Origin of the sequence: Povalibacter sp., assembly GCF_036520495.1 — a bacterium.
Taxonomy (GTDB): Bacteria; Pseudomonadota; Gammaproteobacteria; order Steroidobacterales; family Steroidobacteraceae; genus Steroidobacter.
Map to the genome: position 1 here is coordinate 38,781 of NZ_DATDJO010000036.1, position 23,492 is coordinate 62,272.

Sequence of the window (23,492 nt, forward strand, 5' to 3'; positions counted from 1 at the left end):
GGTCCAGCAGGAATCGGGCGAGCCACACACCATTTCGTGGTGCCCGTTCCGTGCCGAAAGAATCGCGCAATGATTGCGCCGCGTGTACCGCAGAAGGTCGTGCGAAGGCACTGTCGATAGTCAGGGAATGGCGGGAGCAAGAAGACCCACAAAACGGGCAACAGGGAGGAGAAATCATGTTTGTGCTCTTTTGTCCCCGTCCTTGTGCTCCTTTGTGTACCTGCATCTCCTGTCTGTGTGCTCAATCGTCTGCAGCCGCGCACATGCGCATGGGTTGCGGTACGATTTCCTTCGGCTCAAACAACGTGACAGGCGGGCGGAGATCATTGCCATCGAGGCAATGTCGGGCTCACCGGGAAAGCAATAATGGACAAATTCACGTGTATGCAGGCGCTGGTGCGGGTGGTGGAATCCGGCAGTTTTGCGGAAGCCGCCCGTCGCATGGGAGTGTCGGCGCCGATGGTCACCAAGTACATCGGGCACCTGGAGCAATCGCTCGGCACTCGCCTGCTCAATCGTTCGACGCATTCGCTGAGCCTCACGGACTCCGGCCATGCGTATTACCAGCGTTGCGTGCAACTGCTGGAAGACATCGATGAGGCGGAATCGATCGCCGGAGCCCAGAGCACGTCGCCGCGCGGCTCATTGCGCATGAGCGTCTCATCGGACTTCGGCGTGAATCATCTGGGCCCCGTGCTGCTGGAATACTCACGTCAGTATCCGGACGTTCGCATCGAGGTCTCGGTCAGTAACCATCTCGTCGATCTGGTCGAGGAAGGCTTCGACCTGGCCGTGCGCATCACCACGCAATTGCGCACCAACCTCGTCGCCCGCAAGCTCGCGACCTCGAAGCTGATCGTTTGTGCCGCACCCGGCTACCTCGACCAGCATGGCGCGCCGCAGATCCCGGAGAACCTGGCCCATCACAATTGCCTGTCGTTCAGCGACCCGACGCTCACGACCGAGCAATGGCGCTTCGAACGCGACGGCCGCTCATCCGTGGTCAAGGCCACCGGCAGCCTGCGCGCCAGCAGCAATGAATTACTGAAACTGGCCGCGCTGCAAGGACAGGGAGTGGTGCTGCAACCGAGCTTCAACGTCAGCAACGAACTTCGCGATGGCAGCCTGCTGCCATTGCTCACCGACTACGACGCCGGCGCACTGGGAATCTACGTCGTCTATCCCAACCGCAAACACCAGACCGCCAAGGTCCGCAGCTTCATCGATACGTTGATCGGCAGGTGGGGCAACAACTCGGATCAGGACCCCTTCTGGACGCAGGCGAAGAGAAGCCCGGAGTAACCGCAAAGAACGCATAGAACGTAAGGATTCGGAAAAGGCATTTACGCAAAGGAGCACCCAACCGAGAACAGCGGTTTGGATTCTTTGCAGTTTTTGCGCTGTATGCGTTCTTTGCGGTTACTCCTCCTCTAATCCGCGCTCTCCAGCTCCCACTGAGCGAACGGCACGTTGCTGCGGATGTGCAGTCCGAAGCCGGCGTGAATGAAATTCCGTTCGAGTCTGGTGCGGTACCAATCGGCATCACGCAGGTGAATGTCGCTGTCGCTGCACGACAGATCGGCGTTACCGCGCCAGTCTTCCTTCGTGGGCACGTGAAAGTACAACGCACCGCGCGTCAATCGACCCAGGTTCGCGAGCGCACGCGCCGCATCACGATCCGACAGGTACTGCAGCACGTCGTAGCACAGCACGAGGTCGAAACGGCGGGCCGGCTTGTAGGTCGCAAGCGATGCCTGCGTCCAGCCGTAGCGCTTGCAAAGATGCTCGCTGACCTCAGTTCCGGTGTAGGTCGCTTTGCGAAATGCCCGAAGCATCGGCGCGCGCATCAGGCCCAGACCACAGCCTGCGTCCAGGATGGATCGCACCGGCAATTCCAGATGCTTCAGCAAGGCCGCGACGGCGTTCGCACGCAGCGCCATCTCTTCGCGACTGGTCACACGGGTGGCAGGGTTTACGTAGAAGCGGCGGTAGAAGGCGGGGGTAAAACGGTTGGAGGACATTGAGAGACCGGTGGGTCGCTGCCAACTGGTCTGCTGGCCCGACATCAGGGATCGAAAATGAAATCATTCTAACGGGTTAAGGGCGACCCTTCTTCATGACCCACTCTTCATCTGGCCAGGCCGGCAAGCCAGTTGCCTCCTCTTGCATTTCCCCCCCCTCCCCCCACGTCAGTGCCATGTCCCTGCAAGGTTCGAGTCATGGCCATCCGTAATCGTCAATCGTGGATGTGGGCGGAGGCCTGCGAAATGCTGGAGCAGGCGCAGCGCCTGCAGCGGCAGTTTTTCCGCTTTGGCCAGGTGGTCGAGTCGCAGCCGCGCTGGGAACCGCCGGTGGATCTGGTGGCGACGGATCACGTGCTCGAAGTGACGGTGGCATTACCAGGCGTCGCGCCGGAGAACGTCCGGGTGCGGATCGATCAGGGCACGTTGAACGTTTCGGCGCTCCGTGCGTTATCGGTGAATGAACGCACCACGTCCGTTCACCGACTGGAGATCCCTTACGGCCGCTTCGAACGACGCATTGCACTACCGGCAGGACATTACCAATTGCTGGATCAGGCCTGCGTCAACGGCTGCCTGATTCTGCGCCTCGCGCGGTATTGAATGAGCTGAACTGTGGGAGCTGACATGGCTGATCTCGATCAAGACAAGACCCATCCCGACGTCGCGGCGGCGGATGACATGCTGCTCATCGTGCCCGTGCGCAATCTCGTGCTGTTCCCCGGCACGGTGCTGCCGGTCGCGGTGAATCGCGAGCGCTCGCTCGCGGCTGCCCAGGAAGCGATGCGCACCAAGCGCAAGATCGGCTTCCTGTTGCAGAAGGATCCGGAAACACAGAATCCATCAGGCGGCGACGTGCATCGCATCGGCACGGTGGCGAGCATCGTGCGCTACGTGACCGGCCAGGACGGTACGCATCATCTCGTCGTACAGGGCGAGAGGCGCTTCCGCGCGCTCGACTTCCAGGACGGCATGCCGTTCATGCTGGCACGCGTCGAGTACCTGCCTGACCCATCGACCTTCTCCAATGAGATCGAAGCGCGTTCGCTGAACCTGAAGCGACAGTCGGCCGAAGCCGTGTCGCTGCTGCCGCAGGCGCCCGCAGAACTCGCCAACGCCATTCAGGCGGTGGAATCGCCCGCGACGCTGGTCGACCTGGTGGCGAGCTTCATGGATGTGAAGAGTGCCGAGAAACAGCAGCTGCTGGAGATGCTCGACCTGCGCACGCGCCTCGATCGCGTCAGCGAACTGCTGCAGAAGCGCATCGAAGTCCTGCGCCTGCAGCGTCAGCTCGAAGAGCAGACGCGCGACGCCATCGACGAACGCCAGAAGGAAGCATTGCTGCGCGAGCAGATGCGGCAGATCCGCAAGGAACTCGGCGAAGACGGCGAATCGGGCGATGAGATCCGGGAACTGCGCGAGGCCATCGACAAGGCCGGCATGCCGGAGGAAGCACTCGAGCAGGCCCGCAAGGAACTGAAGCGGCTCGAACGCATGTCGGATGCCAGCGCCGAGTACTCGATGCTGCGCACCTGGATCGATCTCATGATCCAGCTGCCTTGGTCGAAACTCGATGACGAGTCGATCGATATCGAGCACGCACGCAAGGTGCTCGACGAGGATCACTACGGCCTGGAGAAGATCAAGCGCCGCATCATCGAGTACCTCGCCGTGCGCAAGCTGAATCCGCAGGGTCGCAGCCCGATCCTGTGCTTCGTCGGTCCGCCGGGCGTCGGCAAGACCTCTCTGGGCCAGAGCATTGCTCGTGCTGTCGGGACGAAGTTCGCGCGCGTCAGCCTCGGCGGCGTGCATGACGAGGCCGAGATCCGCGGTCACCGACGCACCTATATAGGCGCGTTGCCGGGCAACATCGTGCAGGCCGTGAAAAAGGCCGGCACGCGCAATCCCGTGCTCATGCTGGACGAGATCGACAAGCTGGGCGCCGGCATCCACGGCGATCCATCGTCGGCGCTGCTCGAGGTGCTGGATCCGGAACAGAACAATACGTTCCGGGACAACTATCTCGGCCTGCCCTTCGATCTGTCGAAAGTGATGTTCATTGCGACCGCCAACATGCTCGATACCATTCCGGGGCCGCTGCGCGACCGCATGGAAGTCATCGAACTCACCGGTTACACCGAGGATGAGAAGGTCGAGATCGCCAAGCGCTACCTGGTGAAGCGCCAGCTGCAAGCCAATGGCTTGAAGCCGGAGCAGGCCAGCATCACCGACGATGCCTTGCGCCAGATCGCGCGCGACTACACACGCGAGGCCGGCTGCCGCAATCTGGAACGCCAGATCGGCGCGGTGCTGCGTAACGTCGCAGTGCGTATTGCCGATGGCAGTGCCACCGAGCAGGTCGTGGATATCGACGCGGTGCGTTCGATCCTGGGTGCCCCGCGCTTCGAAAGCGAGGTGGCGATGCGCACCAGCGTTCCAGGGGTGGCCACGGGTCTCGCCTGGACACCGGTCGGCGGCGACATCCTGTTCATCGAGGCCACGCGCATCCCGGGCAACGGCCACCTGATCCTCACGGGCCAGCTGGGCGATGTCATGAAGGAAAGTGCTCAGGCAGCGCTGTCGCTGGTGAAGTCGCAGGCGGAGCGGCTCGGCATCGACGCTGCGCTGTTACGCAAGAGCGATGTGCACATCCACGTACCGGCTGGCGCCATTCCGAAGGATGGTCCGAGTGCAGGCACTGCGATGTACACGGCACTGGTCTCGCTGCTGACGGGCAAAACGGTTGGTCACGACCTCGCGATGACGGGTGAGATCAGTCTGCGTGGACTGGTGCTGCCGATCGGCGGCGTGAAGGAAAAGACGGTGGCTGCGCACCGTGCAGGGATCCGTCGTGTCCTGTTACCAGCAAGAAACCGCAAGGATCTCGAAGATGTGCCCCAGAGCGTGCGCGATGATCTGAAGTTCGTGTTCTGCGAACGCGTCGATGATGTCATCGCCGAGGCGCTCGGGATCACCTTCGACAGTGCAACGCCGATCACGGCAGCAGCGTAACTCGCCCACCTGAAGGGCTCTCGCGCAAACGCGCAGAGCCCTTCACTGCCTGCCGGTTTCATCCACCCTTTCTCACGGCGCGGCAAACAGCGCCGGTGCGTGACCGAAGCCACACACTGCCCCATCAGTCGTTGCTGAACACAGCGGCTTGGGTACCGCACGCTGGCATGTCGCGTGCAACGCCTCAGCAATGAATCGCATTGCAAGATCGGCGAGAAGGGAGTAACTAAGACACATGTTTCGCAGGCACATTCGTCGCATGCGCAACGTTGCGCGATCCGGCTCCCATTCAAGCGAGTCGTTGTCGCGTTCTTACTTTTTCCTCTCGTCGTTTCCCGTCAGCACCTTTCATCGATCTGCGCACTGCACTGGCGCAAAGATCGATGGAACCTGTTCCCTCGTGGATCAGTCTTGGTCCTATAGGACAGTGCGATTTTTCGGACAAGCGGCACACGATGGATCTCGTCGGCTGCCGGCGACCCTTCGAGCGATGTGGATTTTACTGCGGATGAGAATTTCGAACGATGCGACGCGTGCCGGACACGGCGGTCCATCTCACAGCGCGCCTCGTTCCACGCGTTGACATATTTCAATTCAGTTGGAGGGCGGTTCGATGTCAGACAGCCCGATGGCAAACCCGCAACGCGGGTCCGCCTCGCAACGCGGCGAGAGCTTCGTTGAATCCCTGAGTGCCTTCAGTCGGTTTCACCGCGCCCAGCACTGGTCCGGCACCTTCGGTGAATTCCTGCGCACGGTCGTACCCGGCAATGCCCGGGCACTCGCCCGCACCAGCCACGAATACCTCTGGGACATGCTCAACTGGTACGGCCGACCCGATGCCAACGGCAACGGGAGCGAGGCCGCAGGCCCCAAGGAGCTGTTCAAGCGCGAGCTTTATGGCATCGACGAACCACTGGGGCGAGTCGTCGACTATTTCAAGGCCGCGGCAGCCGGCTCCGATGTGGGACGCCGGTTGCTGCTCCTGCTCGGCCCGCCTTCGGGCGGCAAATCGACCATGGCGATCCTGCTCAAACGGGGGCTCGAGGAATACAGCCTCACGGATGAAGGCGCGATGTATGCGCTGCAGGGCTCGCCCATGCACGAATCGCCGCTGAACCTGATTCCCGCGAGCCTGCGCGCCGAGTTCCGCGACACCTATGGCGTGGAGATCCGCGGCGAGCTGAGCCCCTGGGCACGCGATCGTCTGGAGCGCGAGTTCGAAGGCGATTTCCTGCGCATGCCGGTGGAGCGCGTGTTCCTTTCGGAAGCGTCGCGCATGGGCGTCGGTACGTACGCACCGCACGACCCCACCACCGCGGATCTGGCCGACCTGGTCGGCTCTGTTGACCTGTCCAAGGTCGCGCAATTCGGGGATGAAGGCGATCCGCGCGCCTGGTCGTGGTCAGGTGCCGTCTATGCCGCCAGTCGCGGCGTGCTGGAGATGATCGAAATCCTCAAAGTGAAGCGCGAATTCCTTTACCTGCTGCTGACCCTGACCCAGGAAAAGAACGTCAAGGTCTCGCGCTTCCCGTTGATCTACCTGGACGAAACGATTCTCGCTCACACCAACCTGGCGGAATTCCACAAGTTCCTGCAGGAGAAGGAGAACGAGGCCCTGCTCGACCGCATGGTCATCGTCAAGGTCCCGTACACGCTCGCCTATCCGGAAGAGGCGCGCATCTATATGAAGCTGGTCTCGGCAGCGCCCGCGTTCCGCGATGTGCACCTCGACCCGCATGCGCTGAGGCTCGCCTCGGTGTTTGCAGTGCTTACGCGTCTGATGAAGCCGGAGCGCGAGGGCCTGGATCTCTCCAAGAAGATACGGATGTACGCAGGTGAATCGGTGGAGGGATTTGCCGAGAGCGAAGTGGCCCGGTTGCGCGCCGAGTCGCCCGAGGAGGGACTGACGGGCGTGAGCCCGCGCTTCATCGTCAATTCGATCTCGAACGCCATCACACGCAGCGACAAGAAGAGCCTCACCAGCATGGAGGTGCTGCTCGCGCTCAAGGACTCCATCGAAACCGACGCGCGCATGGACGCGAAGGCGAAGAAGCTCTGGATCGATTATCTGGTGCTGGCGCGCAAGGACTTCTACAACCGCTGGGTGAAGGAAGACGTGCATCGCGCCCTGTTCGCCTCCTTCGAGGACGAGGCGCAGCAGCTGCTCGACAAATACCTGGACGAAGTCGAGGCGTCGCTCGATCACCGCGAGGTCACTGATCCGATCACCGGCGAATCGCGCCCGGCGGACGAGCGCTTCCTGCGTTCGGTCGAGGACAAGATCAAGGTCTCGGACTCCGGCAAACTGACCTTCCGCCAGGAAGTCGTGCACAAGGCCATGGTCGCCTACAAGTCGCATGAGAAATTCACACTCAACAGTCATCAACGCATGCGCGAGGCGATCGAACAGTATCTGTTCGAGGAACGCCGCGATGTGCTGCGATTGGTGACGTCGGCGGCGCGGCCGGATGACGAGGCCCGCAAAAAGATTTCCGCCGTTCAGGAACGACTGACCGGCGAGTACGGTTACGACGAACACAGCGCCAAGGAGGCTCTCAGCTACGTCACGACGTTGCTGGCACAGGAGTAGGCACTTTTATGACGGGGGTTTCGGAAGCACCATGAGCGACCCCACTTCGAGCAACCCCGGTGGCACGAATCCGGGAGAGGCAGGCTGGTACGACCTGTTCTCGCGCGGCGCACGCGATTGGCTGCGGCACAACGAGAAAGTCCGCGATGCCGTGCGGCAGCATCTGCCGCAGATCGTCGCCGGCGCCGATGTGCTCTCCGGCGGCGCGAGCACCGTTCGCGTTCCAGTGCGGATGCTGGAGCATTATCGATTCAAATTGCGGCCGCCCAATGAACAGGAGGGCGTGGGTCAGGGCCAGGCGAAACCGGGCGACCGCATTGGCCGTCCGCAACAGCAGCAGGACAGCGATCAGCGCGGCCAGGGAGGCAACGAAGAAGGCGGCATCCAGTACACCCTGGAATTCCGCATCGACGACATCGTCGACTGGCTGTGGGAGGAAATGCAGCTTCCCAATCTGGAAGCCAAGAGCGGCAAATCCCGCGAGGACGACTGGACGCGCGAAGGCTGGGATCGTCGCGGCGCGCGCTCGCGTCTCGACCGGCGCCGCTCCATGAAGGAATCGATCAAGCGACGCGGCGTGCAATCCGCCACGGGCGCGGAATCACCGGCGTTCACGGATGACGATCTGCGCTTCCGCCAGTTGGCGAAGCGCGAGCAGCCGGCAACGCAGGCCGTCGTGATCCTGTTGCTCGACGTGTCCGGCAGCATGGGCGAACGCGAGCGGCAGATTTCCAAGACCTTCTTCTTCTGGGCCATTCAGGGCCTGCGTCGCCAGTACCGGCACCTCGACCTGGTATTCGTCGCGCACACCTCCGATGCCTGGGAGTTCGAAGAAGAAGAATTCTTCCGTGTGAGCGGCACCGGCGGCACCGTCGCGTCTGCCGGCCTGAGGAAAGTGCACGAGATCATCGAGGAGCGGTTCAGCCCGGCGCAATGGAACGTGTATCTGTTCTACGCCTCCGATGGCGAGAACTTCCCCTCGGACCAGCCGCAGGCGCAGGAAGCCCTCGATCAACTCGCCATCGATTGCAACTATGCCGGCTTCCTCGAAGTGGCGCCGATGGCTGGGACGGTCCCGGACAGCGAGATCGGCAAACTGTTCATGGACCTGGCAGGCGAAGTCCCGAATGTGAGCGCCTACCGTGCCAACAGCACGGACGATATATGGAATGCGGTGAGGCATTTCTTCGGCAAGGCGGCGGAGGCTTGAGAGAACCGAGCGTTATGAGTCAGTACCGGCAACTACATTCTTGTCATCCCCGCGCAGGCGGGGATCCAGACCAGGATGGATTCCCGCCTGCGCGGGAATGACAGATCGCAACGAGTTCACCCATGACCGAAGACTGGCAATCGCACATCGACCGCATCGAGCAACTCGCGCGCAGTCAGGGCATGCGTTACGACCGCGTCGAGTTCGAAGTGGTCCCCGAGAGCTTCATGACCGAGATCGCGATCTACGGTCTGCCGGTGCGCATGCCGCACTGGTCCTTCGGCGTGCGTTACATCTACCAGCTCATCCAGCACCGCATGGGACTATCGCGGTTGTTCGAGGTGGTGTTCCCCGGCAATCCCGGTCGCGCCTACCTCGCGAAGAGCAACAGCTACGCAGAGAACGTGCTGGTCACCGCACATGTGCTCGGTCACGCGGACTTCTCGAGCAACAACTTGCTGTTCAAGCGCAGCCAGCAGCAGGTCGGCGAACACATCGTCGAACAAGCCGCCGCGCATGCGCGGCAGATCGGCGTGGCCATTCAGGAACACGGGCTGGGGAAAGTCGAATCGGTGCTGGACGCCGCCCTCTCGCTCGAACAGCACATCGACATCGACCACGGCGTGCGCCGTCCCCGCTATCCCGAGCTGATGCCGCCGCCTTCACAGATCCCTGACAATGACTTTGCCCGGCGCTTCGCCTCGCTGGGGCCGGACACGTCCCGACCCAAGCCGACTGGCGCGCCCAGGCGTGCGCCGGTGCCGCCGCACCCGGAAAAGGACCTGCTCTGGTTCATTGCCAATTACGCACCGGACCTGGAGCCCTGGGAGCGCGATATCTTTCTCGCGGTGCGTGAAGAGTCGTTCTATTTCTATCCGGTGTTCGCGTGTCAGATCATGAACGAAGGCTGGGCATCGTTCTGGCACGCACGCCTGCTGCGCGAAGCGGATTTCCTGCCGCAGTCCGCCTACGTCGACGCCATCAAATGTCACTCGGATGTGGTTCGCCCGACGGCCAGCGGCGAGAACGTCGCGCTACAGACAAATCCGTATCACCTGGGCTTTTCAATCTGGGAAAAGATCGTCGCGGAACGCGGGCTGGAAGGCGCGCGCAAGATCATGTGCGAAGACGATGACTTCGCCTTCATCCGCAATCACCTGACGTACGATCTCGCCAAGGAACTGCAGCTGTTCCATTTCAAAGGTCCTGCGAACGGCACGTTGACGGTTCAGGACACGGATCTGCCATTGCTGCACGACGCGCTGCTGGCGCCGAAATATGGCTTCGGCGCACCGACAGTCAGCGCCGGCCGCATCCACGTCGACGGCAAACTGGAACTGATCCACGATCACGTCACCGACGGTCGCGGCCTCGACCCCGAACGCGGCCGCAAAGTCCTCGAGTACATCGCCCGCGTCTGGCGCCGCCCCGTGACGATCACGACGATCGACAACGACAAGCGGACGGTGGAAATCGCTGTCTCACCGCCTCTGGTCAGCTGACGCCGGCGGGCCGCTGGGTACTGGGCTCTGGGCTGCTGGTTAGAGAGAAATTCCCTGGCTCACTGCGTAGCGATTCCTGGTCTGGCCAGCAGCCCAGAGCCACTCAGCCAAACGCGTGACGATGATCGCGGATGAAGTCGTCGAAGGAGCGGGGCTCCTGGCCGGTGATGTCGCGGACGACATGGGTGGGAGCGACGTTGATGAGATTGGATGCGCAGGCATCCCAGAGCTCGAGCGTGGCTTCGATCATGACCGGCGCCGCGCCGGCCGCCTGCAGGCGGCCGCGGGCTTCGTTCGCGGTGATGTCGACGTAGCGGATCGGTCTGCCGAGCACGTGGCTCATGCGACTGGCCACTTCCTCATAAGTGATCGATTCACTGCCGGTGACCGTGTAGGTCCGTCCGGCGTGGCTGGGATCGAGCAGCACGGCGGCACCCACGGCACCGACATCGCGTGCGTCGACGAACGTCCATTTGCTGCTGCGGAAGGGACCTGCAATCACGCTCTGTTCCGCGACCGCGGGCGCGAACTGCAACAGGTTCTGCATCAGGAAGGTGGGACGCAGATGGGTCACCTGCATGCCGCTGCTCTGCGAGCTGCCCTCGACTTGCCCGAGCCAGCGCAGGGCGCGAGCGCAACACAAGCCGACATTGGCGCCCACGCCGGAGAGTTGCACCAGGCGAGGTACACCGGCCTTCTTGGCGGCGGCCACGAAACGACCGTGCAATTCGGCCATGCGGGGCGAAAAACCCGAGGCCAGGAATGCGGCATCCACGCCATCGAGCGCGCGTTGCAGGCTGCTGTCGTCGGAGAAGTCTCCACGAACGACTTCGATATTGTCCGCAGAAACGCGCAGACGGGCAGGATCTCGCACCAGTGCACGCACCGCGACGGGCTTACCAGCCAGACCGGCGAGCACCGCCTGGCCCACATTTCCCGTTCCACCGGTCACAAGCAGCATCTGATCTCCGTCTAACGCACGACTATCGAAGTGAATGGTCCGACTCCGGGAGATCTGCCGCATCGGCCTGCTCAGCAGACCTATTGCTCACAGATTCCACTCTCGGGCAATAATTTAAGGGCCCGGACGGTCCGGGTAAACGGCGAGCCAGGCGATAGTCTGGTGCGCTGACTTCATGAATCCCCAGCCTACAATGCACTTCAAGTAATCTGACTGCAAAGATTGGGGAAGAGGCTGATTGAACAACTTCAGCGACATCGTTGCTTATGTCCGGGTCGTCGAAGCCCATAGCTTCGTCGCCGCGGCACAGACCCTGGGAATGTCTCCCTCGGCCATCAGCAAGGCGGTCAGCCGCCTTGAGGAACGGCTGGGTGCGCGCCTGCTGAACCGTACCACCCGGTCGCTGAGCCTGACCGATGTGGGCGCGAGTTTCTATGAACGCTGTCGCGAGGCCCTGGGGCAGCTGGACCATGCGGAGAGCGAAGTCTCGGAATCGCGTGGTATCCCGCGCGGCCGCCTGCGGGTGGACGTCCCGGTGTCGCTGGGACGTCGCATCATCGTGCCGGCGCTGCCGCGCTTCATTGCGCAGTATCCTGAGATCAGCGTGCACATGAGCATGAACGACCGGGTCACCGACCTGGTACAGGAAGGCATCGATGCGGCCTTGCGGGTGGGGAATCTCAGCGACTCCAGTCTGGTCGCGCGACGCATCGCGCAACTGCGCGGCGTCACCTGCGCGTCGCCCGAATTCATCGAACGTTATGGAATGCCTAAAGAGCCAGGCGATCTGCCTCCCGAGCACTGCCTGCAGATGTTCAAGGTCGGCAACAACCAGACGCGCGAGTGGACGTTCCGCAAGGGCGATGTCGAACACAAGATCCTGCCGGCGGCGCGCCTGGCGTTCAGCGATCCGGAATCCGCGGTCGCCGCTGCCGTCAGCGGTGCCGGCTTCGTGCGCAGCCTGGATTTCACGGTGGAAGCGCAGATCGCGTCGGGCTTGCTGCAGCCGGTCCTCGAAGACTGGAATGACGGCGCCTACTGGCCTGTATCCGTGGTCTATCCGCAGCATCGTCAACCGACGGCGAAAATCCGCGCCTTCATCGATTTCGTGAGCGGGCTCTTCCCGCAAACGGAAGCGTCGGCATCGGTCAGGGCGAACGGACCGCGCGCGCCGAACAATACATCGCGGCCTGAATTGCGAGCCCGATTAGCAGCGCAACCGATACCGTAATCGCCTCGCGCAACGAACTGCTGGTCACCAGCCAGCCAATCAGGATCAGGGCGGTCACGACCGTGAACAAGCCACCGGGTGCTCGAAAGGCAACGGCCTGATCGGGATAACGACGGCGCAGCACCGGCACCGCGGCACACGTCGCTGCGAATGTCGTGAGACGCGCCAGCGTTGCAATGGCCACCGCGCCGACGAACGATCCGGACAGGGTCAGCACCAGCATCACGACGGCAGTCGCCGCAATCGCAATATGCGGCGTGCGGAATCGCGCCTGCGGCCGCGCCATCAATTGCGGCAACTGCGAGCGCTCCGCCATCGCGAACAGGATTCGCGGCGCCGCCAGCATCAGGCCATTCAACGTTCCGGCAATCGACACCAGCGCCGTCGCGGCCAGCAACGCGCCACCGGCACTGCCGAAGAAATGACCTGCTGCTTCCGACAACGGGCGCTGCGATTCGGACAATCCCGGCAGCGTGCCGGTGCAGACGATCTGAATGAGGATATAGAGCGGCGCAATGATGGCGAACGCCACCAGCGCACCGAACGGCAAGGTACGACGTGGATCCTTGATCTCGCCACCCGGGATCACTGCGGCTTCGAAGCCGGTGAACGCAAAGACCAGTAGAAACACCGCGGCCGAGAACGAGGTGTAATCGATATGCACTTCGCTGACATGGAAGTTGACGGGTTCGATGAACCAGATCCCCACGGCGACGAACAGAATCAGCGGCACGATCTTGCCAATGGTGAACAGATCGGCGATCAGCGCGCCATTGCGCACACCGGTCACATTGATGGTCGCAAATACCAGGGTCATCGCACTCAGCACGGCGGCTCGCGGCATGGGCAGCGTCGCCAGCGGCCAGAAATGTCCGAGGTAATCGACGAACAGATTCGCGAGCGCTGCGAATGACGCCACTCGTGACAGCCACATCAGCCAGCCCACCTGGAAACCGATCGTCGGTCCGAAGGCCTCGGTCGCGTACAGGTAGGGACCGCCCGTGCCGGTAAACCGGCTGCCCGCTTCGGCGAAACAGAAAATGATGAGCAGCACCAGCAGCGCACACAGCAAGTACGCCAGGATGCTGTAGGGACCGATCAGTGCATCGACCCGCGACGGCAGGCCGAAGATCCCGGCACCGACGATCGAGTTGATGAACAGGGCAACGAAGTCCCAGCGACCGATGCCTCGTACCAGACCGGAGTCGGCGATCGTTGGCCGGGCTTCGTTTGTGATGAGACACCTCCACGGTCGATTGTTCTTGTCTGGATTCTTTCCGTGGGTTGACTTCAAAGCCAGGCCCACGGAAGAGTCTCACCTGCCGCCGCATCCTCCTACAGATGCATCGAGCGCCGCAATCCCGGCACCATCAGGCAGACAACATTCGCATCGTTCGCAACGGATGAAGCCGAATCGGTCGAACAGGTATTCGCCTTCAGTGCGAACTGCGATCGAGCAATTCCTTCAGGTAGTGCTGCCACACTTTCGCGATCGTATGAGTGCCGTGGCCGCGTGTGTGCGGCGTCGTGGGCATGACGATCGCCCTGCCATTCGGCACGCGCCTGATCTCTTGCTCGAGGATCCCGAGTTCCGGCGGATTGATGAGATCGTCGGCAAAGTTGATTGCGACCAACGGCGCCTGGATTTTCTCCAGGCCTGGATTCGGGTCGTAGTCCCACGAAGACTCGAGCTGGTACAACACATCGTTCGCATCCGCCGTCGCCATCGCGGTGCGCACGTAGTCATCCAGTACCGCATCGCTCTGCGCCAGCGTCGTCATCGTTTGCTGGCGCACGACAGGATTGCTGCCCATCAGGAACAGCATCTGCTGCGCCGTGCGCAGACTCTGCGGCTGCGCACGATAGTCGCCGTTCTGCCATTGCGGATCGTGGCGGATCGCGTCGATGACCACGCGCCGCCACACTCGATTGCGACCGGAGATCTGTGCGGGCAGGCTCGCCAGCGGCAGCAGCGCATCCATGAACTGCGGATGCAATTCGCCCCACAGCCAGCTGTGCATTCCTCCCATGGACGTACCCATGACCAGGCGCAGGTGATCGACACCGAGTTCCTCGCGTAGCAGGCGATACTGCGCCTCGACCATATCGCGGTAGCCGTAGCGCGGAAACCTGGCTTTCAGCCCGTCGCTGGGCCTGGATGATTGGCCGTGGCCTACGTTGTCCGGCAGCACGATGAAGTAACGCGACGCGTCGAGTGTGCCGCCCGGAGCGAACAACTCGTTCGCAAATTCAGGTCGCAGGAACTGGGCGCCGCTGCCGCCGGTGCCGTGAAGAATCAGAACGGCATTGCGGGCGCGTCCCTGCGCATCGCGCTCGAGCTTGCCAAGCGTGCGGTAATGAAGCCGTACTTCCGCGAGTTTCTCGCCGGAAGCAAACGCGAAATCCTTGATGACGAAATCACCTTCCCGTGGCGTTGGATAGTCGGCGGCCTCAGTAGCCGACGATGCCAGCAGGACTGCAACCAGAGACGCCGCAAACATTCTCATGTGGAAATCCGCAGAAAAGATTTACACAGAGTATGACCAACGGGAATCCCGCGGGACACAGAGATCACAGAGTTTCAGAGAAGAGATAAAGAAATGCATACGGAATCACAAGGTGTCGCAGAAAACCCGTGAGTGTTGAATCTCACCGTTGCTCCGCCGACTCTGTGGTCTCTGTGTGAAATCTTCGTCCCTTCTCAATCGCAGTGAAGACACAAACGCTGCTGCGCCTGAGGGATCTGCGAGGCGCGTGCGGCGCGCAGCTTCGGCAGGAGCATGGCAATGGCACGCTGCGCATCGCGGCAGCGTTGCCGGCTTGGGTTCAGATCGGTCAGGCGAGTGGTGCGTTCGTCCACTTCGTCTTCGAACAGCACGGACAGCGTTTCGAGGTTGTCAATGGTCTGATCAATCAACGTTACCGGATCGGTCAACATGGCGATCTCCTGGCTCTATATACAGACTGTATGGTTATACAGCTATCGGGCCATTGGCAAGCGTCGACGCTAACCTATTGATTTTCCGGCTTCTGTTTGTGGCGCAGTGCGTCAAGTAGACTTGTCGCGTCCTCCCCAGGAGTTGTCGTATGTCGTTTCGCTTCGCTCTCTGCACGGCCAGTGTGCTTGCCGCCTCTACTGCAATGGGTGATGTCGATGAGATGCCCCTCGACGCCGCCGTCAAAGCCGTCGAGCCGCAGGTGATCGAGTGGCGTCGCGATTTTCATGCCCATCCGGAACTGAGCAATCGCGAAACGCGAACTGCAGAGATCGTTGCGAAGCAACTCCGCGCCCTCGGCCTCGAGGTGAAAACCGGAATCGGCCTGACGGGCGTCGCGGCCGTGCTGCGTGGTGCGCAACCCGGCCCCACCCTCGGACTGCGCGCAGACATGGATGCACTGCCGGTCACCGAGCAAGTCGACGTGCCGTTCAAATCCAGGGTCACGACGCAGTTTCGCGGCGAGACGGTGGGAGTCATGCACGCCTGCGGCCACGACGCGCATGTCGCGATGCTGCTGGGCGTCGCCAAAGTACTGAGCGCGCAACGGCAGTCGCTGCGCGGCCAGGTACTGTTCATTTTTCAGCCCGCGGAAGAAGGGGCGCCGGAGGGCGAAACCGGCGGCGCGAACCGCATGCTGACGGAAGGCCTGTTCGACATCGCCAAACCCGAGGCAGTGTTCGGCCTGCACGTCATCGCCTCGCTGCCAACCGGCGTCATCGGCTACCGCCCCGGTCCCATGATGGCCGGTTCCGACAGTTTTACGATCAACGTGGTCGGTCGGCAGACGCACGGATCACGTCCCTGGGGTGGTGTCGATCCCGTGGTCGCTGCGGCTGAAATCGTCTCCGGCCTGCAAACCATCGTCAGTCGCCAGGTCGACATCACGGAGATTCCCACCGTCATCAGCATCGGCGCCATCAAGGGCGGCATCCGCTTCAACATCATTCCCGACAGCGTGGAAATGATCGGCACGCTCCGCACCTTCGACACCGGCGTGCGCGCCGACGTGATCGAGCGCATGAACCGCACGGTGACCAACATTGCCGCGGCACACGGCGCCACCGCCACGCTGACCGTGCGCGACAATGCGATCCCGCCGGTGGTCAACCATGCCGCCCTGACGCAGCGGGTCCTGCCATCGCTGGAACGCAGCGTCGGCAAGGACCACGTGCGCACGATCAGCCTGCAGACCACGGCCGAGGATTTTTCGTTCTACGGCCAGCAGGTGCCGTCGTTCTTCTTCTGGGTGGGCATCACACCGCCCGATCGCGATCCGGCGACGACGGCGTTCAATCATTCACCGCTGTTCTACCTCGACGAATCCGGCATGGCCGTCGGCATGCGCGCGATCCTGGCGGTCGCGACTGATTATCTGCAGGGGAAATAGGACAGAGAAGAGAACTCCACGGGGGACACGGGTCAGAGATACGGATTCTTCTTGCCCCGTGTCTCCCCGTGTTCCCCGCGGAAATTCCTGACTCTCAAGCCCGGCGCAGGCCGATGCAGAAGAGCGTGCTGACCTCGCGCGCGATGTGTTCGACACGTTCCTCGGCGTGCGTGCCGGTATCTTTCACCAGCCAGCTGACCAGGCCGGGCATGAGCAGCAGCTGGGCCATCAGGTCGTCGATACGGATGGTGCCTTCGGTGCGGCCCGTGTTCATGGCGTTCATGTAGCCCTCGGTCAGGGCCGCGGCCTGCGGTTCCATTTGCGCCTGGGTCTCGCCCTTGAGGGCTTCGTGTCCCACCAGCGGTGCCAGCGGCGACAGATCGTCGCGCAGGTAGGCGCGTGACAGTGCGTGGAACGACGCAGCGAGCGCCTGCACGCGCGTGCCTTCGTACGCCGTCATGCACTCCATGATGTACAGGAAGATCTTGAAGGCGCGCGAATAACAGGTGGCGAGCAGCGTCTGCTTGTCGCCTAGATGATGGTAGAGCGTGCGCTTGGTGGCACCGACGTGCCCGGCGATCTCTTCCAGCGACGTCGAGTCGATGCCCTTGCTGTTGAACAGGCGCGAGGCGATGGCGAGCAGGGTTTCGCGCTTGGCGTCGACGACGGCCTCGCGATCGAACACGCCCACGACGCGGGCCACCAGCGGCGACAGATTGATCGGCTGGAATTCCGGCATCTCACGCCGGTCGACAGCCACTCCTTCCAGCACGAAGCTCTTGAGGGCTACGGCGATCTGCTCCGGGCGGTAGGAGTGGGAGGCCGGCGCCCAGAAGCGCATCAACGGCACCCAGGTCACCAGACTGATGATGGTGGACGCACTGATCGTGGTATCGCAGCTGCGCAGCTCACCGGCTTGCGCGCCGGTCTCCAGCACTTTGGCCAGCCGCGTGATGATGGCGTCATACAGTCCCTGGATGATCTCGTGGCGTTCCTGGTTGAGCACGGCCACTTCAGCGCGCGTCGCAATCTCCGGCTGCGCCGGGTCGAGCATGCGATCGATGAACAGACAGACGACTTCCGCCGCATCGCCACCCAGACGAACGGCCTCGCCCAGGTGCCGCGCCATGACTTCGCAGGAACGGCGATAGCACTGGAAGACCAGATCCTCGCGATCCTCGATGTACTGATAGAGCGTGGCGCGCGAAACCCCGAGACTTTCTGCGATATCGCTCAGGGACGTGAGCGATACGCCACTCGCATTGAGGTGCCGGGCTGCAGCATCGAGCATCTGCTCGTGCCGAACCGCGGCCGCGCCGGGGAAATTCTGTCGGGCCAGGGCTTCACGACGCTTCTTCATAGGGAACGGGGTCAACTTAGCTAGATCAATGAAGCCGGTATCTTAGTACAGGATGCCGCCTGCTGGTGTCGCACCGCAGCACACGGATGTGTGCTAGCGCTGCCGGCATGACCGTCTATAGTCGCATCGCGAGCCCATGACCGCGCGCTTTCAAGAAACTCCATATGCAGGCCAGGACAGCGTTGGGTTTTATTGCAGTGCCCGCACGCACCGCGCCCCTGCTGGTCATCCTGACCTTCAGCCTCCTGCTGTTTCTGGCGTTCAGGGCCAGCCTGCTGGGGATTCCTCTGGGCCTGCTGCTGCTGACGGGCTTCTTCAATTACACCTTCGTGCTCATGGACAGCGCTATCAATGGCGACGCCGAGCCGCCGGTCCTGTCGATGGAGATGATGAATCCGCTAAGCACACCGCGATCCCTGTTGTTGCTCGCGTTGGTGCTGGTCGTTTTCTTCACGTCACGGGCCGCGGCCTATTGGCTGGGGGCGGGCTTCGCCGTGGTCGCAGCGATCGGGTGCGCCGCGGTCGTTCCCGCGCTGCTGTCTGTGCAAGCCATCACTGGCTCGACCCCGCAAGGGCTCAGCCTGCCCACTGCTTTGCGCCTGATCGGGCGACTTGGCGCCGATTACGCGACAGTGGTGCTGTTCATCCTGGCGGCAGGGCTGATCGGTATGTATGTGGGCTCGCTGAGCGCTCTGCCCCTTGCGCTACGAATCGCCGTGCTCATGTATTTCTGGCTGGCGTCGTTCTGCCTGATCGGCGGCATTCTGCGCGAGCGGGCCGACGACATTGGCCTCGGGGATGCCTGGACTCCGCAGCCGGTCGAGGATCCCGGCAATGACGAGCGGGACCGACAGCGGACCCGTCTGGTGGATCGGATCTATGCCGAATGGCGCGGCGGCGCGCACGCAAACGCCTGGCAAAGCGTCATGGGACACGTCGGGCAGGGGCCCGATGCGCTGGTCGAACTCGAATGGCTGTACGAGCGCGTCGCGCTGGCCCGATCCGCGACTGGCGAACCGGTTGGCGCACGAAATCCTGCCGCGGTGGCTCGCCGCCCGGCGCAATGGCCAGGCCGTCGACATGGTGCGGGCGCGGTTGCGCTGCGATCCGGAATTCCGCTTGCTATCGAGCAGCGATCTGCTGCAGATCGCCAGGCTGGCGCGCGATGCGGGCGATCGCCCCACGGCGCGGGCTCTGCTGCATGACCTCGACCGGTTCTATCCCGGCGATGCAGCACGAACGGCCGCCGCGTCGTTGATTCGGCAACTGGAGAGATGAGTTTTCGCAACTGATGCTCCGTGCGGTCGCGCAAGCCGGCGCGCGAATCATCGGCGTGTGCCACACTCTCACCGCGCAGATCGACGGGAGGAAGGTATCGGCTGCGCAGGAGTTTATGAATCGAGCCAGGCGCCTGATCCTGAGCCATGCCGCGGCCTTGCTGGCTGCGCTGCTGATTCCTTGTATCGATGTCCAGGCATCCGCGAGCGCCGGTCGCAGCCCGCCTCCGACCGACCCCATCAGCATTCCGTTTCCTTCACTCGAGCCCGATCACCTTTACGCAGCGCCGACTCGCCCGGATCGCATCGGCAGGGTACTGGCGCCGGTCATGATCAACGGCAGGGGACCCTTCCGGATGATGGTGGATACCGGCGCCAATCAGTCCGTGCTGACGCAACGGCTCGCCGATGCCGCCGGCCTCACGGTCGACGCGCTGAACACTATCAAGCTGAACGGCGTCACGGGCGCGTTCCAGGTCCCGACCGCGAACGTGGAGAGCTTCGAAACGGGTGACCTGCGCCAGCAAGGACTGCAACTGCCGGTCATGAATGCGGTCATGGGGGGTGCGGACGGCATTCTGGGCATGCAGGGATTCGATGGCCTGCGCCTGAGCGTGGACTTCCTGAATGATCAGATCAGTATCGACCGCTCGCGCGCGCAACGACCACCGCCGGGATTCGCACGCCTGCCGGTCAAGATCCACTTCAATCGCCTGCTGCTGGCCTCCGGGCGGGTCGGTGGCGTGCGGGTGCATGCGGTCATCGACACGGGGGCGGAACGCACGCTGGGCAACATGGCGCTGCGTCGTGCGCTGCAGGCCCGCAAGAGCATCGATAAACCGCCCAAGTCCACCGGTGTGATCGGCCTGTCCGAGGTGATGCAGCGCGGCGAGATGATTTACACGCGCAAGCTGCGCCTGGGCGATATCGCGGTCACCGACGTCGATGTGATCTACGGCGACATCGACGTCTTCCGTCTCTGGGATCTGGAAGATGAACCGGCGATGCTCATCGGTATGGACGTGCTGGGCACGGTGCATACCCTGGTCGTCGACTACCGGCTCAAGGAGGTGCACATCCGGCCGCGCAGTTGAGAGCGCGATTCGCATCGATGGCACGGCGGCTCGCTACAATCCGGTCATGCAAACACCCGCCGCTGCCTTCTACAACAGCCCTGCCCGCCTGCAGCACGAGTACGACGAGGTCTTCGCCCGCTCCTGGCAGGTCGTCGGCCATGTCGGCCAGCTGCAGCAGTCCGGCGACTACTTCACGACGCAGATCGGCAGCGAGCCGCTGGTCTTCGTCAACGACGGCGGCACGATCCGCGGCTTCTTCAATGTCTGTCGGCATCGCGCGGGTCCAGTGGCGATCGGCTGCGGTCACGCGCCGCGTCTGGTGTGCCGTTACCACGGCTGGACCTATGAACTGTCGGGTCGGCTGTTGCGCACCACCGAGATGGAGGGCAGCGACTTCGATCCGGAGCAGATCCGTCTGCAACCCGTCGCGGTACACATTCTTGGTCCGGTGATCTTTGCCGCGCTCGATCCGGCGACGCCGCCTTTCGACAGCCTGTTTCCCGGCGTCGCCCAACGCTGCGCACCGCTCGACATCGACCGGATGCAATACGTCACGACACGCACCTACGCGGTGAATTCCAACTGGAAGGTGTACGTCGACAACTATCTCGAGGGCTATCACATCCCGCTGGTGCATCCCTCGCTGAATCGCGAGATCGACTATCGCCAGTACATCACCGAACTCGGCGAACGTTACGTGCTGCAGTTCGCGCCCGTCCGCGCGGGTACGGCGAAACTGTACGGCGGCAGCGCCGGCAATCAGGAAGCGGTCTACTACTGGCTGTTCCCGAACGTCATGCTGAACATCTACGAAGGCCAGATGCAGACCAACGTCGTGATTCCGCTCGACGTGAACCACACCCTCGTCCGCTTCGACTGGTTCGCGCTGGACTCCGTGAGCAGCCCTGACGGCAAGGAACGCTGGGACAAACTCGTATCGTTCAGCGAAGAAGTACAGGCCGAGGACGCCGGCATCTGCGAAATCGTGCAGGGAAACATCAACTCCCGCGCCTACCGGTCCGGCCCTTACTCACCGAAACGTGAAAGCGGCGTGCACCTGTTCCATACGCTGATGCGGGCGTGGGACTGAAGGCAACGGAAGAAGATCTCCACGGGATCACGGGGTCAGAAGATCAGAAATCTCTATCTGATCCGCCTGTGGGCCGGCTTCAGCCGGACGAGCCTCGATTCTTGGGATGTCCGACTGAAGTCGGACCCACGTAGAGATTGAGAAGAAGCCGGACCCAGCGTCGGACGATCATCGCCCTCCATGACCTCGGGTGCGCCCGTCACGAATCGGTAACGACTACTCATCGTGCGTGATCCTCCACGCACGCAGATCGTCCCGTCGCACTCCCGGACGCGCTGAAAATTCAGGCGGTTGTGAGGCCGGTGATCCCGCAGTCAACCGCGACCTCACTTTCGTTCATGTGCACATGAGAAAAAGTATTCCTGCATTACCTTCATCAATGTCGTGCATCCATCGGGATTTGTCGCGTCTACGTCCATCCCTACAGTACCGATCCGGGAAAGCTGTCTTTTGGAGTTGGGGAATCGTCATGTTCAAGTCGCTGCGCACTGTTTCGACCGCCGCCATCGTTCTGCCTCTGGCCGTGGCCAGCGCCATCATCCTGTCCGGATGCAGCAGCGAAGCCACGCCGGCCCCCACCCAGCAGGCAACCCCCGTCGAGGTCGCTGCTGCTCTGCAGCGGGATGTGACGGAATGGGATGAATTCACCGGCCGCATCGAAGCCGTCGAATCGGTGGAGATTCGCCCGCGCGTCACGGGCTACATCGAAAGCGTGAACTTCACGGAAGGCAGCCTCGTCCGCAAGGATGACCTGCTGTTCGTGATCGATCCGCGGCCGTATCGCGCGGAGCTCGACAAGGCCAGCGCCGAACTCACCCGCGCGCAGGCCCGCGCTGAACTCTCGCATAGCGATGTCAAGCGCAGCGAGAAGCTGCAGGCGATCAAGGCCGTGTCGCAGGAAGAGTACGACCAGCGCCTGAACAGCGCCCGCGAGGCGGATGCATCGGTGGCCGCCGCGAGGGCAGCCGTCGAAGCGGCGAGACTCGACCTGAGCTTTACGCGCGTGACGGCGCCGATCTCCGGCCGCGTCAGCAAGGCAGAAATCACCGCAGGCAATCTCGTCAGTGCGGGTAGTGGCTCGGCTCCGCTGCTGACCACCATCGTGTCGGTGAATCCGATCTACGTGTCCTTCGACGGCGACGAGCAGGTGTATCTCAAGTACGCGGAGCTCGCGCGCCGCGGCGAGCGCACGAGTTCGCGCGATGCAGCGAATCCCGTGCAGATGGGCCTCACCAATGAGGACGGTTATCCGCATACGGGCACGATGGTGTTCGTCGACAACCGGATCGATCCGCGCACGGGCACGATTCGCGCCCGCGCATCCTTCTCCAACCACGACGGCTACTTCACGCCCGGCCTGTTCGCCCGCGTGAAGCTGCTGGGGCACGACTCGTACAAGGCCGTGCTGGTCGACGATCGTGCCGTCGGTACCGATCAGAGCCAGAAGTTCGTCTACGTCGTCGACGCGGAGAACAAGGTCACCTACCGCAGCGTGAAGATCGGCCGGCTGACCGACGGTCTGCGCATCGTGCTGGAGGGACTGGCTCCCGGCGAGAACGTCGTCGTGAACGGACTGCAGCGCGTGCACCCGGGCACGGTCGTCACGCCTGAACTCACAGCGATGGACGCGCGCGTGAACGCCGATCAGCGTTTCGCCACCGCCAGGTCATCGCCGACGCCACCCATTGCGGCGGCCAAGCCGGATGCCAAGACCCTGTAGTCGATCCCACTGACCGAGTAACGCTGGATTGCCCGGCCTCTCCTCCTCGCCCGGAG

The 23,492-nt window shown here is 62.6% G+C and carries 18 protein-coding genes; 12 read left to right on the plus strand and 6 right to left on the minus strand.

Features of this window, described 5'->3' with window-relative positions; genetic code table 11:
* The first annotated feature begins 366 nt into the window (after nt 1-366).
* Nucleotides 367-1,302, plus strand: coding sequence for a LysR family transcriptional regulator (locus VIZ63_RS13405; protein WP_331610158.1), 936 nt, complete (start codon nt 367-369; stop codon nt 1,300-1,302).
* 128 nt (nt 1,303-1,430) lie between these two features.
* Here the strand turns inward: VIZ63_RS13405 and VIZ63_RS13410 are convergent, their stop codons facing one another.
* Nucleotides 1,431-2,021 carry a class I SAM-dependent methyltransferase gene (locus tag VIZ63_RS13410; RefSeq protein WP_331610159.1) on the minus strand — a complete coding sequence of 197 codons (591 nt, stop codon included), beginning with the start codon at nt 2,019-2,021 and terminating at the stop codon, nt 1,431-1,433.
* Between the two features lie 198 nt (nt 2,022-2,219).
* On the opposite strand from VIZ63_RS13410, the gene VIZ63_RS13415 reads away from it, so the two are divergent.
* The 5 genes from VIZ63_RS13415 (at nt 2,220) to VIZ63_RS13435 (ending at nt 10,335) form a co-directional block, all read left to right on the plus strand.
* Nucleotides 2,220-2,624: an Hsp20/alpha crystallin family protein gene (locus VIZ63_RS13415; protein WP_331610160.1), complete on the plus strand. Its 405-nt coding sequence runs from the start codon at nt 2,220-2,222 to the stop codon at nt 2,622-2,624.
* Nucleotides 2,625-2,648: 24 nt separating this feature from the next.
* A complete protein-coding gene (gene lon / locus VIZ63_RS13420) occupies nt 2,649-5,033 on the plus strand; it encodes an endopeptidase La (protein ID WP_331610161.1) in 2,385 nt (794 codons plus the stop codon).
* 613 nt (nt 5,034-5,646) lie between these two features.
* A complete protein-coding gene (locus VIZ63_RS13425) occupies nt 5,647-7,623 on the plus strand; it encodes a hypothetical protein (protein WP_331610162.1) in 1,977 nt (658 codons plus the stop codon).
* A 31-nt stretch (nt 7,624-7,654) separates the two neighbouring features.
* The gene (locus VIZ63_RS13430; protein WP_331610163.1) at nt 7,655-8,833 is read left to right on the plus strand and encodes a DUF444 family protein; all 1,179 of its coding nucleotides are present in this window, start codon (nt 7,655-7,657) and stop codon (nt 8,831-8,833) included.
* Nucleotides 8,834-8,955: 122 nt separating this feature from the next.
* Nucleotides 8,956-10,335, plus strand: a complete 1,380-nt coding sequence (locus tag VIZ63_RS13435; protein ID WP_331610164.1) for a SpoVR family protein — start codon at nt 8,956-8,958, stop codon at nt 10,333-10,335.
* 103 nt (nt 10,336-10,438) lie between these two features.
* On the opposite strand, the gene VIZ63_RS13440 is transcribed toward VIZ63_RS13435, so the two are convergent.
* Nucleotides 10,439-11,296 (minus strand): SDR family oxidoreductase, encoded by an 858-nt coding sequence (locus VIZ63_RS13440; protein WP_331610165.1) that lies wholly within the window; start codon nt 11,294-11,296, stop codon nt 10,439-10,441.
* 238 nt (nt 11,297-11,534) lie between these two features.
* Between VIZ63_RS13440 and VIZ63_RS13445 the strand changes: the two genes are divergently transcribed.
* Complete coding sequence (locus tag VIZ63_RS13445) at nt 11,535-12,527, plus strand: LysR family transcriptional regulator (RefSeq protein ID WP_331610166.1); 993 nt, start codon at nt 11,535-11,537, stop codon at nt 12,525-12,527.
* Here the strand turns inward: VIZ63_RS13445 and VIZ63_RS13450 are convergent.
* The 3 genes from VIZ63_RS13450 to VIZ63_RS13460 form a co-directional block, all read right to left on the minus strand.
* A complete protein-coding gene (locus VIZ63_RS13450; RefSeq protein ID WP_331610167.1) occupies nt 12,445-13,821 on the minus strand; it encodes an APC family permease in 1,377 nt (458 codons plus the stop codon). The genes VIZ63_RS13445 and VIZ63_RS13450 overlap by 83 nt on opposite strands.
* Before the next feature lie 142 nt (nt 13,822-13,963).
* Entirely contained in the window at nt 13,964-15,034 is a 1,071-nt protein-coding gene (locus VIZ63_RS13455; RefSeq protein ID WP_331610168.1) for an alpha/beta fold hydrolase, read from the minus strand.
* 194 nt (nt 15,035-15,228) lie between these two features.
* On the minus strand, nt 15,229-15,465 hold the full coding sequence (locus VIZ63_RS13460; RefSeq protein ID WP_331610169.1) for a hypothetical protein: 237 nt from the start codon (nt 15,463-15,465) through the stop codon (nt 15,229-15,231).
* Between the two features lie 149 nt (nt 15,466-15,614).
* On the opposite strand from VIZ63_RS13460, the gene VIZ63_RS13465 reads away from it, so the two are divergent.
* Nucleotides 15,615-16,913: an amidohydrolase gene (locus VIZ63_RS13465; protein ID WP_331610170.1), complete on the plus strand. Its 1,299-nt coding sequence runs from the start codon at nt 15,615-15,617 to the stop codon at nt 16,911-16,913.
* Between the two features lie 94 nt (nt 16,914-17,007).
* On the opposite strand, the gene VIZ63_RS13470 is transcribed toward VIZ63_RS13465, so the two are convergent.
* Nucleotides 17,008-18,273 carry a TetR/AcrR family transcriptional regulator gene (locus VIZ63_RS13470; protein ID WP_331610171.1) on the minus strand — a complete coding sequence of 422 codons (1,266 nt, stop codon included), beginning with the start codon at nt 18,271-18,273 and terminating at the stop codon, nt 17,008-17,010.
* Nucleotides 18,274-18,437: 164 nt separating this feature from the next.
* On the opposite strand from VIZ63_RS13470, the gene VIZ63_RS13475 reads away from it, so the two are divergent.
* The 4 genes from VIZ63_RS13475 (at nt 18,438) to VIZ63_RS13490 (ending at nt 23,436) form a co-directional block, all read left to right on the plus strand.
* A complete protein-coding gene (locus tag VIZ63_RS13475) occupies nt 18,438-19,478 on the plus strand; it encodes a hypothetical protein (protein ID WP_331610172.1) in 1,041 nt (346 codons plus the stop codon).
* A 188-nt stretch (nt 19,479-19,666) separates the two neighbouring features.
* Nucleotides 19,667-20,644, plus strand: coding sequence for a retroviral-like aspartic protease family protein (locus tag VIZ63_RS13480; RefSeq protein WP_331610173.1), 978 nt, complete (start codon nt 19,667-19,669; stop codon nt 20,642-20,644).
* 46 nt (nt 20,645-20,690) lie between these two features.
* Nucleotides 20,691-21,716 (plus strand): aromatic ring-hydroxylating dioxygenase subunit alpha, encoded by a 1,026-nt coding sequence (locus tag VIZ63_RS13485; protein WP_331610174.1) that lies wholly within the window; start codon nt 20,691-20,693, stop codon nt 21,714-21,716.
* 469 nt (nt 21,717-22,185) lie between these two features.
* Nucleotides 22,186-23,436 (plus strand): efflux RND transporter periplasmic adaptor subunit, encoded by a 1,251-nt coding sequence (locus VIZ63_RS13490; protein WP_331610175.1) that lies wholly within the window; start codon nt 22,186-22,188, stop codon nt 23,434-23,436.
* Nucleotides 23,437-23,492: the final 56 nt, after the last annotated feature.

What these genes read in the sequence shown, in the direction of transcription:
- VIZ63_RS13415 (WP_331610160.1), top strand. Translation starts at nt 2,220, where the DNA reads ATGGCCATCCGTAATCGTCAATCGTGGATGTGGGCGGAGGCCTGCGAA.
- VIZ63_RS13455 (WP_331610168.1), bottom strand. Translation starts at nt 15,034, where the DNA reads ATGAGAATGTTTGCGGCGTCTCTGGTTGCAGTCCTGCTGGCATCGTCG.
- VIZ63_RS13475 (WP_331610172.1), top strand. Translation starts at nt 18,438, where the DNA reads ATGCAGGCCAGGACAGCGTTGGGTTTTATTGCAGTGCCCGCACGCACC.
- VIZ63_RS13435 (WP_331610164.1), top strand. Translation starts at nt 8,956, where the DNA reads ATGACCGAAGACTGGCAATCGCACATCGACCGCATCGAGCAACTCGCG.
- lon (WP_331610161.1), top strand. Translation starts at nt 2,649, where the DNA reads ATGGCTGATCTCGATCAAGACAAGACCCATCCCGACGTCGCGGCGGCG.
- VIZ63_RS13410 (WP_331610159.1), bottom strand. Translation starts at nt 2,021, where the DNA reads ATGTCCTCCAACCGTTTTACCCCCGCCTTCTACCGCCGCTTCTACGTA.
- VIZ63_RS13425 (WP_331610162.1), top strand. Translation starts at nt 5,647, where the DNA reads ATGTCAGACAGCCCGATGGCAAACCCGCAACGCGGGTCCGCCTCGCAA.
- VIZ63_RS13465 (WP_331610170.1), top strand. Translation starts at nt 15,615, where the DNA reads ATGTCGTTTCGCTTCGCTCTCTGCACGGCCAGTGTGCTTGCCGCCTCT.
- VIZ63_RS13485 (WP_331610174.1), top strand. Translation starts at nt 20,691, where the DNA reads ATGCAAACACCCGCCGCTGCCTTCTACAACAGCCCTGCCCGCCTGCAG.
- VIZ63_RS13430 (WP_331610163.1), top strand. Translation starts at nt 7,655, where the DNA reads ATGAGCGACCCCACTTCGAGCAACCCCGGTGGCACGAATCCGGGAGAG.
- VIZ63_RS13440 (WP_331610165.1), bottom strand. Translation starts at nt 11,296, where the DNA reads ATGCTGCTTGTGACCGGTGGAACGGGAAATGTGGGCCAGGCGGTGCTC.
- VIZ63_RS13490 (WP_331610175.1), top strand. Translation starts at nt 22,186, where the DNA reads ATGTTCAAGTCGCTGCGCACTGTTTCGACCGCCGCCATCGTTCTGCCT.
- VIZ63_RS13405 (WP_331610158.1), top strand. Translation starts at nt 367, where the DNA reads ATGGACAAATTCACGTGTATGCAGGCGCTGGTGCGGGTGGTGGAATCC.
- VIZ63_RS13470 (WP_331610171.1), bottom strand. Translation starts at nt 18,273, where the DNA reads ATGAAGAAGCGTCGTGAAGCCCTGGCCCGACAGAATTTCCCCGGCGCG.
- VIZ63_RS13460 (WP_331610169.1), bottom strand. Translation starts at nt 15,465, where the DNA reads ATGTTGACCGATCCGGTAACGTTGATTGATCAGACCATTGACAACCTC.
- VIZ63_RS13480 (WP_331610173.1), top strand. Translation starts at nt 19,667, where the DNA reads ATGAATCGAGCCAGGCGCCTGATCCTGAGCCATGCCGCGGCCTTGCTG.